The organism is Micromonospora sp. DT46 (assembly GCF_049841735.1).
Lineage (GTDB): Bacteria > Actinomycetota > Actinomycetes > Mycobacteriales > Micromonosporaceae > Micromonospora > Micromonospora reichwaldensis.
Genome location: NZ_JBNCKW010000007.1, coordinates 80,352 through 93,182, shown reverse-complemented (window position 1 = coordinate 93,182; position 12,831 = coordinate 80,352). Strand labels below are relative to the sequence as shown.

Genomic DNA, 12,831 nt, shown 5'->3' with positions numbered 1-12,831 from the left:
CCAGATGGACCTCGGCCCCGGCCCGCGCTCGCGGGAACTGCTCGCGACGTTGCGCACGTTCATGGCCGAGCACGTCTACCCCGCCGAGAAGGTGTACGCCGCCGAGCTCGGCGCCGCGGCCCGCGAGAACGGGGGAGTGTCCCACGTCCTGCCGCCGGTCGTCGAAGAGCTGAAGGTCACGGCGCGCGAGCTGGGTCTGTGGAACCTCTTCCTGCCTGACCTGTCGGGCCTCACCAACCTCGAGTACGCCTACCTGGCCGAGGAGACCGGACGCTCGCCCTACCTCGCTCCCGAGGCGCTCAACTGTGCCGCGCCGGACACGGGCAACATGGAGCTGCTGCACCTGTTCGGCACGCGCGAGCAGAAGCGACAGTGGCTCACCCCGTTGCTCGAGGGCACCATGCGTTCCGGCTTCGCGATGACCGAGCCGGACGTCGCCTCCTCCGACGCGCGCAACATCGCCACCTCGATCGTGCGCGACGGCGACGCGTACGTCGTCAACGGCCGCAAGTGGTGGACGACCGGCGCGGCGGACCCGCGCTGCGACATCCTCGTGCTGATGGGCAAGACGGACCCGGAGGCGGCCGTCTACCGGCAGCAGTCCATGGTCCTCGTGCCGGTCGACACCCCCGGGGTGACGATCGTGCGCTCGCTGCCGATCTTCGGCTACCACGACCAGCACGGCCACTGCGAGATCCGGTTCGACGACGTACGCGTGCCGGTGACGAACCTGCTCGGCGCCGAGGGCGACGGTTTCGCGATCGCCCAGGCCCGTCTCGGCCCGGGCCGCATCCACCACGCGATGCGCTGCATCGGCATGGCCGAGCGCGGCCTCGAACTCTTGGTGCGCCGGACGATGGCCCGCGAGGCGTTCGGCGGCCCGCTCTCCGAGCAGGGCGTGGTGCGCACCTGGATCGCCGAGTCCCGCCTGGAGATCGAGCAGGCCCGCCTGCTCGTGCTCAAGACGGCCTGGCTCATCGACCGGGTCGGGCCCGAGGGCGCGGCGACCGAGATCGCCGCGATCAAGGTCGTCGCGCCGCGGGTCGCCCGCAACGTGCTGGACCGTTCGATCCAGGCGCACGGCGGTGGTGGGGTCACCGACGACTTCCCGATGGCCCGGATGTGGGCCAGCGCCCGGATCCTCGGCATCGCCGACGGCCCGGACGAGGTGCACCTGCGCACGGTGGCGCGTACGCAACTGCGCCGCTACCGGGACGCGGCGCCGACGGGCGCCGCCGAGACGAGGAGGGGCTGAGATGGACCTGACCTGGTCGGCGCAGGACGAGCAGTTCCGGGCGGAGGCCCGCGACTGGCTCGCGGCGAACGTGCCGCGGCAGCCGCTGCCCTCCGGGGACACCGCGGAGGGCTTCGCCGCGCACCTGGGGTGGGAGCGGACGCTGCACACCGACCGGTGGTCGGTCGTGTCGTGGCCCAGGGAGTACGGCGGCCGCGATGCCTCGATCTGGCAGTGGCTCATCTTCGAGGAGGAGTACTACCGGGCCGGTGCGCCGCAGCGGGTGACGCAGAACGGCATCTTCCTGCTGGCCCCGACGATCTTCGAGTTCGGCACGAAGGAGCAGCAGGACGAGTTGCTGCCGCGGATGGCGGCGGCGCGGGACCTGTGGGCCCAGGGCTGGTCGGAGCCGAACGCGGGCAGCGACCTGGCGGGGATCCGGTCCCGGGCGGTGCGGGACGAGCGGGCCGGCGGGTGGCGCCTGAGCGGGCAGAAGACGTGGTCGACCCGGGGCGCGTTCTGCACCCACCTGTTCGGTTTGTTCCGCACCGACCCGCAGGCCCAGCGGCATCGGGGACTGACGTACTTCCTCGTGCCGCTGGACACCCCGGGCGTGACGGTGCGCGGGTTCGACCGGCTCGACGGTGACGAGGGCTTCGCCGACGTGTTCTTCGAGGACGCGTTCGTACCGGACTCGGCGGTTCTCGGCGGCGTCGACCAGGGCTGGTCGGTCGCGATGTCGACGACCGGGTCGGAGCGGGGCCTGACGCTGCGCTCACCGGGGCGTTTCCGCAAGGCGGCCGACGCGCTCGTGGCGCTCGCGGGCGAGCGGGCCGAGGCGGCGACCGATCTGCTCCGCGACCGGGTGGCGCGCTCGTGGATGCAGGCGCACGCCTACCAGCAGTTCACGCTCGCGCAGGTCACCGACATCGTCGAGGGTCGCCCGGCCGGTGCGCGGTCGAGCCTCAACAAGGTCTTCTGGTCCGAGCTGGACATCGCGTTGCACGAGACGGCGCTGGAACTGCTCGGTCCGGACGCGCTCGTCGACGGCCCCTGGACCCGCGGCTACCAGTTCTCGCTGTCGGGTCCGATCTACGCGGGCACCAACGAGATCCAGCGCAACATCATCGCCGAGCGCCTGCTCGGTCTGCCGAGGAGGTGACCAGGCGTGCGGTTCGCTCCGAGTGACGAGCAGCGTGACCTTGAGGCGGTCGTCCGTCAGGTGCTCACCGAACGGTGCCCGCCGGCGACGGTGCGCGCCGGAGCCGGGTCGGCGCAGGTGGCCTCGCTGGCCGAGAGCCTGGCCGGCCTCGGCGTGGCGGGGCTGCTCGTGGCCGAGGACGACGGCGGGCTGGGTCTGGACGAGAACCACCTCGTGTCGGTCTTCGCGCAGATCGGATACTCCGCCGCCCCGCTGCCGCTCGCGGCGACCCTCGCGGTCGCTCCGGCGGTGCTCGCCTCGGGCGCCCCGGACCTGCTGGCGAGCCTCGTCGAGGGGTCGCTCACGGTCGGTGCCGACCCTGCGGCGACCGGGCGGGTCGCGTTCGGTTCCGGTGTCGACCTGGTGCTGAGCGGCGGCTTCGGCGGGACCGGGCGCATCGAGGTTCTCGACGTGTCCGAGGCGACGGCCTTGGCCTCGCCGTCGGTGGACTTCGCGCTGGACCTGACCGGGTACGCGGGCGCGCGGCTCGTGGCGACCGTGGACGACCCGCGGGTGGTGCGGCTGGCCTGGGAGCGGGGAGTGCTGGCGGCCTCGGCCGAGCTTGTCGGGCTGTCCCGACGGATGCTCGAACTCACAGTCGAGCACGTGCGCGCCAGGGAGCAGTTCGGGGTGCCGATCGGCAGCTTCCAGGCGGTCAAGCACCACCTCGCCACGGCGCTGCTGCAACTGGAGTTCGCCGCGCCGGTGGTGGCGACGGCCGGGTTCGAGCTGGCCGCGGGCGTCCCGGGCCGGCTGCGCTCACTGGCGACGGCCAAGGCGTTGGCGTCCGAGGCGGCGCACGTCGTGGGCCGGGCCGCCCTGCAGTGCCACGGCGCGATCGGTTACACGACCGAGTACGACCTGCAGCTGTTCCTCAAGCGGTCGTGGGCTCTGGAGGCGTCGTGGGGCAGCGCCTCCTGGCATCGGGCGGCGCTGCTGGAGGACCTCGGTGTCGGCCTGACCGGCGCGCGCCCCGCGTCCTGACCGCTGGCCCCGTAGGCACTCACCGGCGGCCCACGACCCTCACGACGTACACCCGACCCCGGGGCGAGAAGGAGATCCAGATGAGCGAGACCAGCGACGCGGCGGTGGAGGTCGTCCGGTACGAGACGCGGGGGCCGGTGGCCGTCGTGACGATGAACCGACCGGAGTACCGCAACGCGCAGAACTCCGCGATGACCTATGCCCTCGACGACGCGTTCTACCGCGCGGCCGCCGACGACGAGGTGAAGGTCATCGTCCTGGCGGGTGCGGGGAAGCACTTCTCGGCCGGCCACGACATCGGCACGCCGGGTCGGGACGTCGACTCGTCGTTCGACCGGCGGGCGGGCCTGTGGTGGGACCACGTCGGAAAGGCCGGGGTGGACAGCCGGCTCGCCCGCGAGTCCGAGGTGTACCTCGGGATGTGCCGCCGCTGGCGTGAGCTGCCCAAGCCGACGATCGCCATGGTGCAGGGAGCGTGTGTCGCCGGTGGCCTCATGCTCGCCTGGGCGTGCGACCTGATCGTCGCGTCGGACGACGCGTTCTTCGCCGATCCGGTCGTGCGCATGGGGATCCCCGGGGTCGAGTACTTCGCCCACCCGTGGGTGCTGGGTCCGCGGTTCGCCAAGGAGTTCCTCTTCACCGGCGACCGGATGCCGGCGGCGCGCGCGGCCGAGCTCGGCATGGTCAACCGGGTCGTCGCCAGGGACGACCTCGAGGCGGAGGTCATGGGGCTCGCCGCGCGGATCGCACAGATGCCGCGGCTGGGTCTCGCGCTGACCAAGAAGGCGGTCAACCAGGCCGAGGACCTCATGGGCCTGCGGGACGGGATGGATGCGGTGTTCGGGCTGCACCACGCGGCCCACGCGCACAACGCCGAGGTGGGCACCGACTCCCTCGGCGGCCAGGACGCCCGGAGCATGCGTGACGCCGCGAGAAGGGAAGGGTGAGCGATGAACATCGTCGTACTCGTCAAGCAGGTGCCCGATTCGGGCGCGGACCGCAGCCTGCGTGCTGACGACAACACCGTCGACCGCGGTTCGGCGAACAACGTGATCAACGAGATGGACGAGTACGCCATCGAGGAGGCGTTGAAGATCAAGGAGGCGCACGGGGGCGAGGTGACCGTCCTGACGATGGGTCCGGACCGGGCGACCGAGTCGATCCGTAAGGCGCTGTCCATGGGTCCGGACAAGGCGGTGCACGTGGTGGACGACGCCCTGCACGGGTCCTGCGCCGTGGCGACGTCGAAGGTCCTCGCTGCCGCGCTCGGTCAGTTGAACGCCGATCTGGTGTTGTGTGGCAGCGAGTCGACCGACGGCCGGGTGCAGGTCCTGCCGCACATGCTCGCCGAGCGGTTGGGCATCGCGGCGCTGACGGGTGCCCGCAAGCTCACCGTGGACGGTGCGACGTTGACGGTGGAGCGGCAGACCGAGGAGGGCTACGAGGTGGTCACCGCCACCGCGCCCGCCGTGGTCTCCGTCTGGGACACCATCAACGAGCCGCGCTACCCGTCGTTCAAGGGCATCATGGCCGCCAAGAAGAAGCCGGTGCAGACGCTCTCCCTGGGTGACCTCGGCGTCGCTGCGGCCGAGGTGGGCTTCGAGGGCGCGACCAGCGCCGTGCTGGAGCACACCAAGCGTCCGCCGCGTTCCGGTGGGGCGAAGGTCACCGACGAGGGCGACGGCGGCGTGAAGCTGGTCGAGTTCCTCGCCACCGAGAAGTTCGTGTGAGGGGTTGGGGTCATGTCTGAGGTTCTGGTCGTCGTCGAAGCCACTCGGGAGTTCGGCGTCAAGAAGGTCACCCTGGAGATGCTCACCCTCGTCCGCGAGTTGGGCACGGCGAGCGCGGTCGTGCTCGGTGGCCCCGGTGCCGCGGAGGCGTTGAGCGCCAAGTTGGGTGAGTACGGCGCGGAGAAGATCTACGCGGCCGAGAGCGAGGAGATCGACGGCTACCTGGTGGCCCCGAAGGCGACCGTGGTGGCCGAGCTGGTCACCCGCGTGCAGCCGGCGGCGGTGCTGTTGGCGTCGTCGCAGGAGGGCAAGGAGATCGCCGCCCGGCTGGCGGTGAAGTTGGACAACGGCATCCTGACCGACGTGGTCGGTTTGGCCGCTGACGGCACGGCCACGCAGGTGGCCTTCGCCGGTTCCACGATCGTCAAGTCCAAGGTCACCCGCGGCCTGCCGCTGGTGACGGTCCGGCCGAACTCGGTGAATCCGGTCCCGGCGGCGGCCACCCCGGCCGTCGAGCAGCTCACCGTCGCGGTGACGGACACCGACAAGCTGGCCAAGGTCGTCGACCGGGTCGCCGAGCAGAAGGGCTCCCGTCCGGAGCTGACCGAGGCCGGGATCGTGGTCTCCGGTGGTCGTGGTGTGGGTAACGCCGACAACTTCAAGCTGGTCGAGGAGCTGGCCGACCTGCTCGGCGGCGCCGTGGGGGCGTCGCGCGCGGCTGTGGACTCCGGCTACTACCCGCACCAGTTCCAGGTGGGTCAGACCGGCAAGACGGTGTCCCCGCAGCTCTACGTGGCGCTCGGTATCTCGGGTGCGATTCAGCACCGGGCCGGTATGCAGACGTCGAAGACGATCGTCGCGGTCAACAAGGACGGCGAGGCGCCGATCTTCGAGCTGGCCGACTTCGGTGTGGTGGGCGACCTGTTCAAGATCGTCCCGCAGGCCGCGGACGAGATCCGCAAGCGCACGTGACACGGCAGTGTCGATGATGCCTACGGCGGATCCCTCCCACCTGCTCGTCATAGGGCATGGGGAAAGAGCCTGATCGCGACGTAGCGCGCGGCCGGGTGCGGAAGCTGTCCGGGGATGCCGAGAATATGGGGGCCGTTCCCCGTACCGGTCGCCGCAGGCGCGGTGACATTCTCGTTGCCGTCCGTCAGCGACGAGTTTCCTGGAGTGGTGCGCATGGACGAGCAGGTACGGGTGCAGGTCATCGCCGCCGACCCGGCGGTACGGGTCGGTGTCGACGAGATGGTGCGGGTGTGCCCGGAGCTGACCGTGGTGGTCGACCGGCCGGACGTGGTGCTGGTGGTGACCGACGAGGTCGGCGACGCGGTGCTGGTCCTGTTGCGCTCGCTGTCCCGCGCCGGCCGGCGGGTGCTGCTGGTGGCCGACACGTTGCGGGAGTCGGACGTGGTCGAGGCCGTGGCGGCGGGTGCCGGCGGGCTGCTGCGCCGTTGCGAGGTCCACCCGGACCGGCTGCGTCCGGCGATCCGGGCGACGGCCGGAGGCAGCTTCACCGTGCCGTCGGACCTGCTGGGGGACCTGCTGACCCGGGCCGACGAGCGGGCCCCGGAACGGCCGGCGGCCCGGCAGCTCACCAAGCGGGAGCGGGCGGTGCTGCTCATGCTCGCCGACGGGCACGAGACCGAGGAGATCGCCCGCTCGCTGGCCTACTCGGTCCGCACCGTGACGGGCATCGTGCACACGATCACCCACCGGTGGCAGGTGCGCAACAGGGCGCACGCCGTGGCGTGCGCCCTGCGCGAGGGGCTCATCTGAGCCGGACGCGCCGGGTCAGATCAGCCCGTGCCGGATGGCGTACGCGGTCGCGTGGACCCGGTTGGAGACCTGCAACCGGGCCATGAGGTCGTAGATCATGTTCTTCACGCTGTGTGGTGAGCAGCGCAGTTCCCGCGCGATCCCCGCGTTGTCGTACCCCTCGGCGACGAGTTCGAGCACCCGGAGCTGCTGGGCGGTGAGTACGGGCTTCGACGCGTTCCTCATGATCGTCTCCTGGGCCGTGTGGTGGTGACCTACCGACCCAGGCTAGGAACGGCTCGTCGCTCGCTCATCGGGCCGCCGCACCCAGATTGCCGGCCGCCGCCCCCGCATTTTCCGCACCGGCGCCCACGACCCACTGCCGGGCCAACCGCCCGACCGCCTCCTCCGGACGGCGCACCGCCGCGGCGAGGATCCCGCTGAAGCCGGCGGCGAACGAGGCGGCCCGGTCGGCGGTGAACAGGTCGTCGTGGTACTGCAGGCACCCGGTCAGCCGCGTCCCTTCCCCCCGCACGGTGAGCAGCAGGTCGAAGGGGGAACCGCCCTGACCGTGCCGGAACGGCTCGGCGGTCACCCCGGGCAGCCGGAGCCGACCGGTCAGGTCGCCGAGGGTCTGGAAGGCGACCTGGACCAACGGGTTGTGGCCCAGGTCGCGCTTCGGACGCAGCGCCGTCACCAGCCGGTCGAAGGGGAACCCCTGGTGCCGGTACCCGGCCAGCGCCACGTCACGTACCCGCAGCAGCAGGTCGGTGAAGGCCGCCTCGGGCGGGCAGGGCACCCGCAGGGCGAGGGTGTTGGCGAACATCCCGATCCCGTTCTCGGCCGCCTCCGTGTCGCGGTTCGCGGCGAACGTGCCGACCACCAGGTCGTCGCGGCCGGCGAGCTGTCCGATCAGCGCGGTGAACGCGGTGAGCAGCACCATGAACGGGGTCGAGCCGGTGGCCCGGGCCAGCGTCCGCAGCGCGGCGGTGGTCTCCGCCGACAGGCCGAACCGGACGGTGGCCCCGCTCTGCCGCAGCCGCGCCGGTCGGGGCAGGTCGGTCGGGAGGTCCAGGGTGGGCGGCGCGCCGGCGAGGTGCCGGCGCCAGTAGTCGAGGTCGGCCGGGTCGGTCGCCGGCAGTGGGGCCGGCGGCAGCGGGTCGACGGCCGCCGTGTCGCCCCGGCGGCGGCGCGCGTACGCCTGGCAGAGGTCGCGCCACAGCACGTCCATCGACCAGTCGTCGGCGACGACGTGGTGGACGGTGGCGGCCAGGACGTGCTCCTCGGGGGCCAGCCGCAGCAGGGTGACCCGCAGCAGCGGCCCCTCGGCGAGCGCGAACGGCACGGCGGCGAGCCGATCGACGGCCGCCCGCGCCTCGGTGAGGTCGGCGACGGTGCGCACCTCGACCGGCACCCGGGCGTCCGGCCCGATCTCCGCGTACGGCACGCCGCGCCGGGACCGGAAGGTGGTCCGCAGGGCCGGATGCCGGCGCACCGTGTCCGCCAGGGCGGCGCGCAGCGCGTCGACGTCGACCGGTCCGCGCAGCCGGTAGGACTCGGTGATCGTGTAGGTGGTCGATCCCGGATCGAGCTGGTCGGCGAACCAGATCCGGTGCTGGGCGGCGCTGAGGGCCCCGGTGGGCGACCGGTCGGCGTCGACGTCCGGTGCGCCCGGCGGCTGGCTTTCCCCGGCTGCGGCACCGGTGCCGGCCGCCGCCCGGCCGGCCCCGACGAGGTCGGCCACGGTGGCGGTGAGCACGTCGGCGGGGGAGAGCGACCGGCCCCACAGGTGGCGCAGGCGGGAGCAGACCCGGGTGGCCGCCAGCGAGTCGCCGCCCAGCTCCACGAAGGTGTCGTGCACCCCGACCGGCCCGGCGCCGAGCACCTCGGCCCAGATGCCGGCGAGCCGGCGCTCGTCGTCGGTGCGCGGGTCGACCCGCTCGCCGTCGGCGAGCCGGTGCCCGTCGGGCGCAGGCAGGGCCGCCCGGTCCAGTTTGCCGCTCGGCCCGACCGGCAACGCCGGCACGGCCACGAACGCCGACGGGACCATGTGCCCGGGCAGCCGCTCGGCGAGGTGGGCCCGGAGCACCCGGACGCCGGGGACGGCGCCGGCCACCACGTACCCGACGAGCTGGCCGGCGTGCACGGCGGTGGCGGCGGCCCGCACGCCCGGCACGGTACGCAGCGCCGCGTCGATCTCACCCAGCTCGACCCGGTGGCCCCGGATCTTGACCTGGTGGTCGATCCGGCCCAGGTAGTCCACCGCCCCGTCGGGCAGCCGCCGGGCCAGGTCCCCGGTGCGGTACAGCCGGGAGCCGGGCGGGCCGAACGGGTCGGGGACGAACTTGTCGGCCGTCAGCCCGGGTCGGCCCAGGTAGCCCCGGGCGAGCTGGACCCCGGCCAGGCAGAGTTCGCCGACCTCCGCCGCTTCGCCGCGCTCGTCGAGGATGTGGGTGCGGGTGTTCGCCACCGCGTGGCCGATGCTGACCGGCTCACCCGCCCGGCAGCGCGAACCGGTCACCTCCACCGCCGCCTCGGTCGGGCCGTAGAGGTTGAGCAGCTCGCAGCCGATCAGCTCGTCGGCCTCGGTGACCAGGTCACCGGTGAGCTCCTCGCCGCTGCACACGATCCGGCGCAGGGTGGGCAGGCGGGCGCCGGTGTCGCGGACCTCGGCGAGGAACGCCCGCAGCATCGACGGTACGAAGTGGACCGCGGTGATCCCGTACCGGCGGATCGTGTCGATCAGGTAGGCCGGGTCGCGGTGTCCGCCGGGGCGGGCCATCACCAGCCGCGCGCCGGCGGCCAGGGTGCCGAAGATCTCCGGCACCGAGACGTCGAAGCCGTACGGGGTCTTCTGGAGCACCCGGTCGTCGGGGCCCAGCGGATGCGCGTCCAGCCCCCAACGGACCCGGTTGACGATGGCGCGGTGCGGGATCACCACGCCCTTGGGTCGGCCGGTGGACCCGGAGGTGTAGATGACGTACGCCGGATGATCCGCGTCGACGGTGACCCGCGGCGCCCGGGCCGGCCGACCGGGGGTCTCCCGGCCCACCGACACGGTGGCGACCCTCCGGCCCGCCTCGGCGAGGGCCGGCAGGCCCGGGTCGGTCACCACGGTGTCCAGCCCGGCGTCGGCCACCAGCAGGGAGATCCGCCGGGCCGGGTGCTCCGGGTCCAGTGGCACGTAGGCGGCTCCGGCGGTGAGGACGCCGAGCAGGGCCACCACCAGGTCGCCGCCCCGGTGCAGGCACACCCCGACCCGGGACTCGGGGCCGACGCCCCGCGAGACCAGCAGGTCGGCGAGCTGGTCGGCCCGCCGCACCAGTTCGGCGTAGCTGAGCTGCTCCCGTTCGGTGACCACCGCGACGGCGGCCGGGGTGTGCGCCGCCTGCCCGTGCACCAGCTCGTGCAGGGCCGGCTGCCCCGGGTAGCTCCTGGCCGTGTCGTTCCACGGTGCGACGCCCGGCTCAGTCGGCATCCGGGTCCTCCGGCGCGATGGTCAGGAAGTCGGGCAGGCGGGTGCCGACGCCGTCGCGTTCCGCGGCCCGCCGCACCACCTCGGCCACGGCGAGGTCGAGCACGCCCAGGCCGAACGGCGAGTAGACGGTGACCCGTTCCGGGTCGTGCCGCCAGCCCGCCCCGTCCAGGATCTCGCCGATGCCGGCGGCGATGAAGTCGCGGTTGCCGGTCTCCTGCTCCGCCAGGTGCAGCGAGGTGGCCGCCCGGCAGACGTGGTCGGCGTCGTCGACGACGTTGACCGCGCGGCGGACGTCCGCCGGGAAGATGTCCCGCAGCGACAGGTGCAGCACGAGTGTCCCGGGCCGGCAGTGCGCCAGCCCCAGGTGCGGAACGCCCGCCGTCGTGGCCAGGCAGACCAGCGGGTGGGCGCCGAGCGCCTCCTCGACGCCGCCCGCGACGCGCACCTTCAGGTCCCACCGCGCGCAGCGCCGGGCGAACGCGGCGGCCCGCCCGGCGTCCAGGTCGAAGACGGTCACCTCCGTCAGGCCGGGCAGCGCCGCGCGGAGGAACCGCAGCACCTCGAAGTTGATCACGCCGCAGCCGATCAGGGAGACGCCGCCGGCGGGCGGGGCGAGGGCGCCGGCGGCCAGGGCGGCGCTGGCGGCCGTCCGCCGGGCGGAGATCGTGGAGCCCTCGATCAGCGCGACCGGGTGGCCGTCGGTCATCGAGTTCACGACGATCGCGGCGGAGGCGCGGGCCAGCCCCCGGTCGACGTTGCCGGGGAACGACGAGATCCACTTCATGCCGGCGACCGGGGAATCATCGCCCAGGTACGCGGGCAGCCCGATGATCCGGTTGCGGGCGTCCTCCGGGAACCGCAGGAACACCGAGTGCGGCAGCACCGTACGCCCCCGCGCGTGCAGGACGTAGGCGCGGCGGACCGCGTCCAGGACGGCGTCCTCCCGGTCGGCCAGGATCTGCCGGACCTCGCCGGCGGACACGATCAGCATGACGGCACGTCCATGGTCCGGTCCCTCCACAGGTGGGTGACGTCGCCGAAGTGCCCGGTCACCCAGTCGTCGTCGTAGATCGTGTTCAGGTAGCGCTCACCCCGGTCGGGAAAGATCAGCGCGCAGGTCGCGCCGGCCGGGATCAGGTCGCGAAACTGCTCCAGGGCGGCCACCACCGCGCCGGACGAACCACCGGCGAGGATGGCCTCCCGGCGGGCCAGCCGGCGGCACCCGACCACGCAGTCCAGGTCGTCGACGTGCATCACCTTGTCGGCCAGCCCGTCCCGGTAGAGCTTCGGTCGGACCCCCGCGCCGTGGCCGGGGATGAGCCGCTTGCGCGGGGGGTGGTCACCGAAGATCGCGCTGCCCGCGGCGTCCACCGCGACGATGGTCAGCGCCAGTTCGTGCCGGCGCGCGTAGTCGGCACAGCCGCGCAGCGTGCCGCAGGAACTGGTCGCGCAGAGCAGGAAGTCCAGCGGGGCGGGCACCCCCTCGACGATCTCCCGCATGGTGGTCTCGTGGGCGCGGGGGTTCAACGGGTTGCCGTACTGGTCCGGCCACCAGGCGTTCGGGATGGTCGCGACCAGCTCCTGGACCCGGCGGATCCGCTGCGGCAGGTACTCGCCCGTGGCCGGGTCGGTGCGGGTCACCACCTCCACCTCGGCGTCGAACGCGCGCATGACCGCGATGTTCTGCGCGTTCGTGCGGGGGTCCACCACGCAGATGAACCGGATGCCGAAGTAGCGGCACACCTGGGCCAGCCCGATGCCGAGATTGCCCGAACTGGACTCGACCACCACCGACCGGCCGGGTTGCAGCTGCCCGGTCCGCAGCCGGTCGATGAGCATGCCCAACGCCGAGCGGTCCTTGATGCTGCCGCCCGGGTTGTGCGCCTCCAGCTTCGCCCACAGGGTGAACGCGGCGTCCGGCATGAGCTTGTCGAGCCGGACCAGTGGGGAGCCGCCGATCGTGGTCAGCACCCCGCCGACGTCGGTCTCATCGGCCCGCATGTTCACTCCCGCTACGGGGATCCGTAGCGGCCCGCAGGGTGTTACCGGGAACGGTCGCGGTGCCGGGGATCGCCTCGGCCGGGTCGTCGGTGGTGCCGAGCATCCGGTTGGCCTCGTCCACCATCACCACCCGGGGCGAGTACCCCTTGGCGTCCGGGTCGGCCATCGCCGCGTAGCTGATGATGATGACCAGGTCGCCGGGGTGGATCAGCCGGGCGGCGGCCCCGTTGATCCCGATGACCCCGCTGCCGCGCCTGCCGGCGATGACGTACGTCTCCAGGCGGGCGCCGTTGTTGATGTCCACCACGTGCACCTGCTCGCCGGCGAGCAGGTCGGCGGCGTCCATCAGATCCTCGTCGATGGTCAGCGAGCCGACGTAGTGCAGGTCGGCCTGGGTGACCACCGCGCGGTGGATCTTCGACTTGAGTATGGTGCGCAACAC

General features: G+C 72.8%; 12 protein-coding genes. 7 read left to right on the top strand and 5 right to left on the bottom strand.

Annotated features, from left to right (window positions below; genetic code table 11):
* The first annotated feature begins 4 nt into the window (after nt 1-4).
* The 7 genes from ACLQ20_RS20405 to ACLQ20_RS20375 all read left to right on the top strand — a co-directional run bounded on the left by ACLQ20_RS20405 (nt 5) and on the right by ACLQ20_RS20375 (nt 6,931).
* Nucleotides 5-1,255 carry an acyl-CoA dehydrogenase family protein gene (locus tag ACLQ20_RS20405; RefSeq protein ID WP_151454530.1) on the top strand — a complete coding sequence of 417 codons (1,251 nt, stop codon included), beginning with the start codon at nt 5-7 and terminating at the stop codon, nt 1,253-1,255.
* A gap of 1 nt (nt 1,256) precedes the next feature.
* Nucleotides 1,257-2,396 (top strand): acyl-CoA dehydrogenase family protein, encoded by a 1,140-nt coding sequence (locus ACLQ20_RS20400; protein ID WP_358118395.1) that lies wholly within the window; start codon nt 1,257-1,259, stop codon nt 2,394-2,396.
* Nucleotides 2,397-2,402: 6 nt separating this feature from the next.
* Complete coding sequence (locus tag ACLQ20_RS20395) at nt 2,403-3,419, top strand: acyl-CoA dehydrogenase (RefSeq protein ID WP_151454527.1); 1,017 nt, start codon at nt 2,403-2,405, stop codon at nt 3,417-3,419.
* An 80-nt stretch (nt 3,420-3,499) separates the two neighbouring features.
* Nucleotides 3,500-4,366, top strand: coding sequence for an enoyl-CoA hydratase (locus ACLQ20_RS20390; RefSeq protein ID WP_327028849.1), 867 nt, complete (start codon nt 3,500-3,502; stop codon nt 4,364-4,366).
* A gap of 3 nt (nt 4,367-4,369) precedes the next feature.
* Nucleotides 4,370-5,149: an electron transfer flavoprotein subunit beta/FixA family protein gene (locus ACLQ20_RS20385; RefSeq protein ID WP_425857275.1), complete on the top strand. Its 780-nt coding sequence runs from the start codon at nt 4,370-4,372 to the stop codon at nt 5,147-5,149.
* 12 nt (nt 5,150-5,161) lie between these two features.
* A complete protein-coding gene (locus tag ACLQ20_RS20380) occupies nt 5,162-6,121 on the top strand; it encodes an electron transfer flavoprotein subunit alpha/FixB family protein (protein WP_425857273.1) in 960 nt (319 codons plus the stop codon).
* Nucleotides 6,122-6,334: 213 nt separating this feature from the next.
* Entirely contained in the window at nt 6,335-6,931 is a 597-nt protein-coding gene (locus ACLQ20_RS20375; RefSeq protein WP_425857272.1) for a LuxR C-terminal-related transcriptional regulator, read from the top strand.
* Between the two features lie 15 nt (nt 6,932-6,946).
* On the opposite strand, the gene ACLQ20_RS20370 is transcribed toward ACLQ20_RS20375, so the two are convergent.
* The 5 genes from ACLQ20_RS20370 to panD all read right to left on the bottom strand — a co-directional run bounded on the left by ACLQ20_RS20370 (nt 6,947) and on the right by panD (nt 12,831).
* On the bottom strand, nt 6,947-7,156 hold the full coding sequence (locus tag ACLQ20_RS20370; RefSeq protein ID WP_121401277.1) for a response regulator transcription factor: 210 nt from the start codon (nt 7,154-7,156) through the stop codon (nt 6,947-6,949).
* Nucleotides 7,157-7,220: 64 nt separating this feature from the next.
* Nucleotides 7,221-10,388: an amino acid adenylation domain-containing protein gene (locus tag ACLQ20_RS20365; protein ID WP_425857270.1), complete on the bottom strand. Its 3,168-nt coding sequence runs from the start codon at nt 10,386-10,388 to the stop codon at nt 7,221-7,223.
* Nucleotides 10,378-11,379 (bottom strand): 2,3-diaminopropionate biosynthesis protein SbnB, encoded by a 1,002-nt coding sequence (gene sbnB, locus ACLQ20_RS20360; protein ID WP_425857269.1) that lies wholly within the window; start codon nt 11,377-11,379, stop codon nt 10,378-10,380. Before sbnB ends, ACLQ20_RS20365 begins: the two co-directional genes overlap by 11 nt.
* Nucleotides 11,373-12,389 carry a 2,3-diaminopropionate biosynthesis protein SbnA gene (gene sbnA / locus ACLQ20_RS20355; protein ID WP_425857268.1) on the bottom strand — a complete coding sequence of 339 codons (1,017 nt, stop codon included), beginning with the start codon at nt 12,387-12,389 and terminating at the stop codon, nt 11,373-11,375. The genes sbnB and sbnA overlap by 7 nt, the downstream gene beginning before the upstream one ends.
* Nucleotides 12,376-12,831: an aspartate 1-decarboxylase gene (panD, locus tag ACLQ20_RS20350; protein ID WP_132240573.1), complete on the bottom strand. Its 456-nt coding sequence runs from the start codon at nt 12,829-12,831 to the stop codon at nt 12,376-12,378. Before panD ends, sbnA begins: the two co-directional genes overlap by 14 nt.

Excerpts from the sequence above, each read along its gene's own strand:
- ACLQ20_RS20405 (WP_151454530.1), top strand. The coding sequence starts at position 5 with ATGGACCTCGGCCCCGGCCCGCGCTCGCGGGAACTGCTCGCGACGTTG.
- ACLQ20_RS20400 (WP_358118395.1), top strand. The coding sequence starts at position 1,257 with ATGGACCTGACCTGGTCGGCGCAGGACGAGCAGTTCCGGGCGGAGGCC.
- ACLQ20_RS20390 (WP_327028849.1), top strand. The coding sequence starts at position 3,500 with ATGAGCGAGACCAGCGACGCGGCGGTGGAGGTCGTCCGGTACGAGACG.
- ACLQ20_RS20385 (WP_425857275.1), top strand. The coding sequence starts at position 4,370 with ATGAACATCGTCGTACTCGTCAAGCAGGTGCCCGATTCGGGCGCGGAC.
- ACLQ20_RS20380 (WP_425857273.1), top strand. The coding sequence starts at position 5,162 with ATGTCTGAGGTTCTGGTCGTCGTCGAAGCCACTCGGGAGTTCGGCGTC.
- ACLQ20_RS20375 (WP_425857272.1), top strand. The coding sequence starts at position 6,335 with ATGGACGAGCAGGTACGGGTGCAGGTCATCGCCGCCGACCCGGCGGTA.
- ACLQ20_RS20370 (WP_121401277.1), bottom strand. The coding sequence starts at position 7,156 with ATGAGGAACGCGTCGAAGCCCGTACTCACCGCCCAGCAGCTCCGGGTG.
- ACLQ20_RS20365 (WP_425857270.1), bottom strand. The coding sequence starts at position 10,388 with ATGCCGACTGAGCCGGGCGTCGCACCGTGGAACGACACGGCCAGGAGC.
- sbnB (WP_425857269.1), bottom strand. The coding sequence starts at position 11,379 with ATGCTGATCGTGTCCGCCGGCGAGGTCCGGCAGATCCTGGCCGACCGG.
- sbnA (WP_425857268.1), bottom strand. The coding sequence starts at position 12,389 with ATGCGGGCCGATGAGACCGACGTCGGCGGGGTGCTGACCACGATCGGC.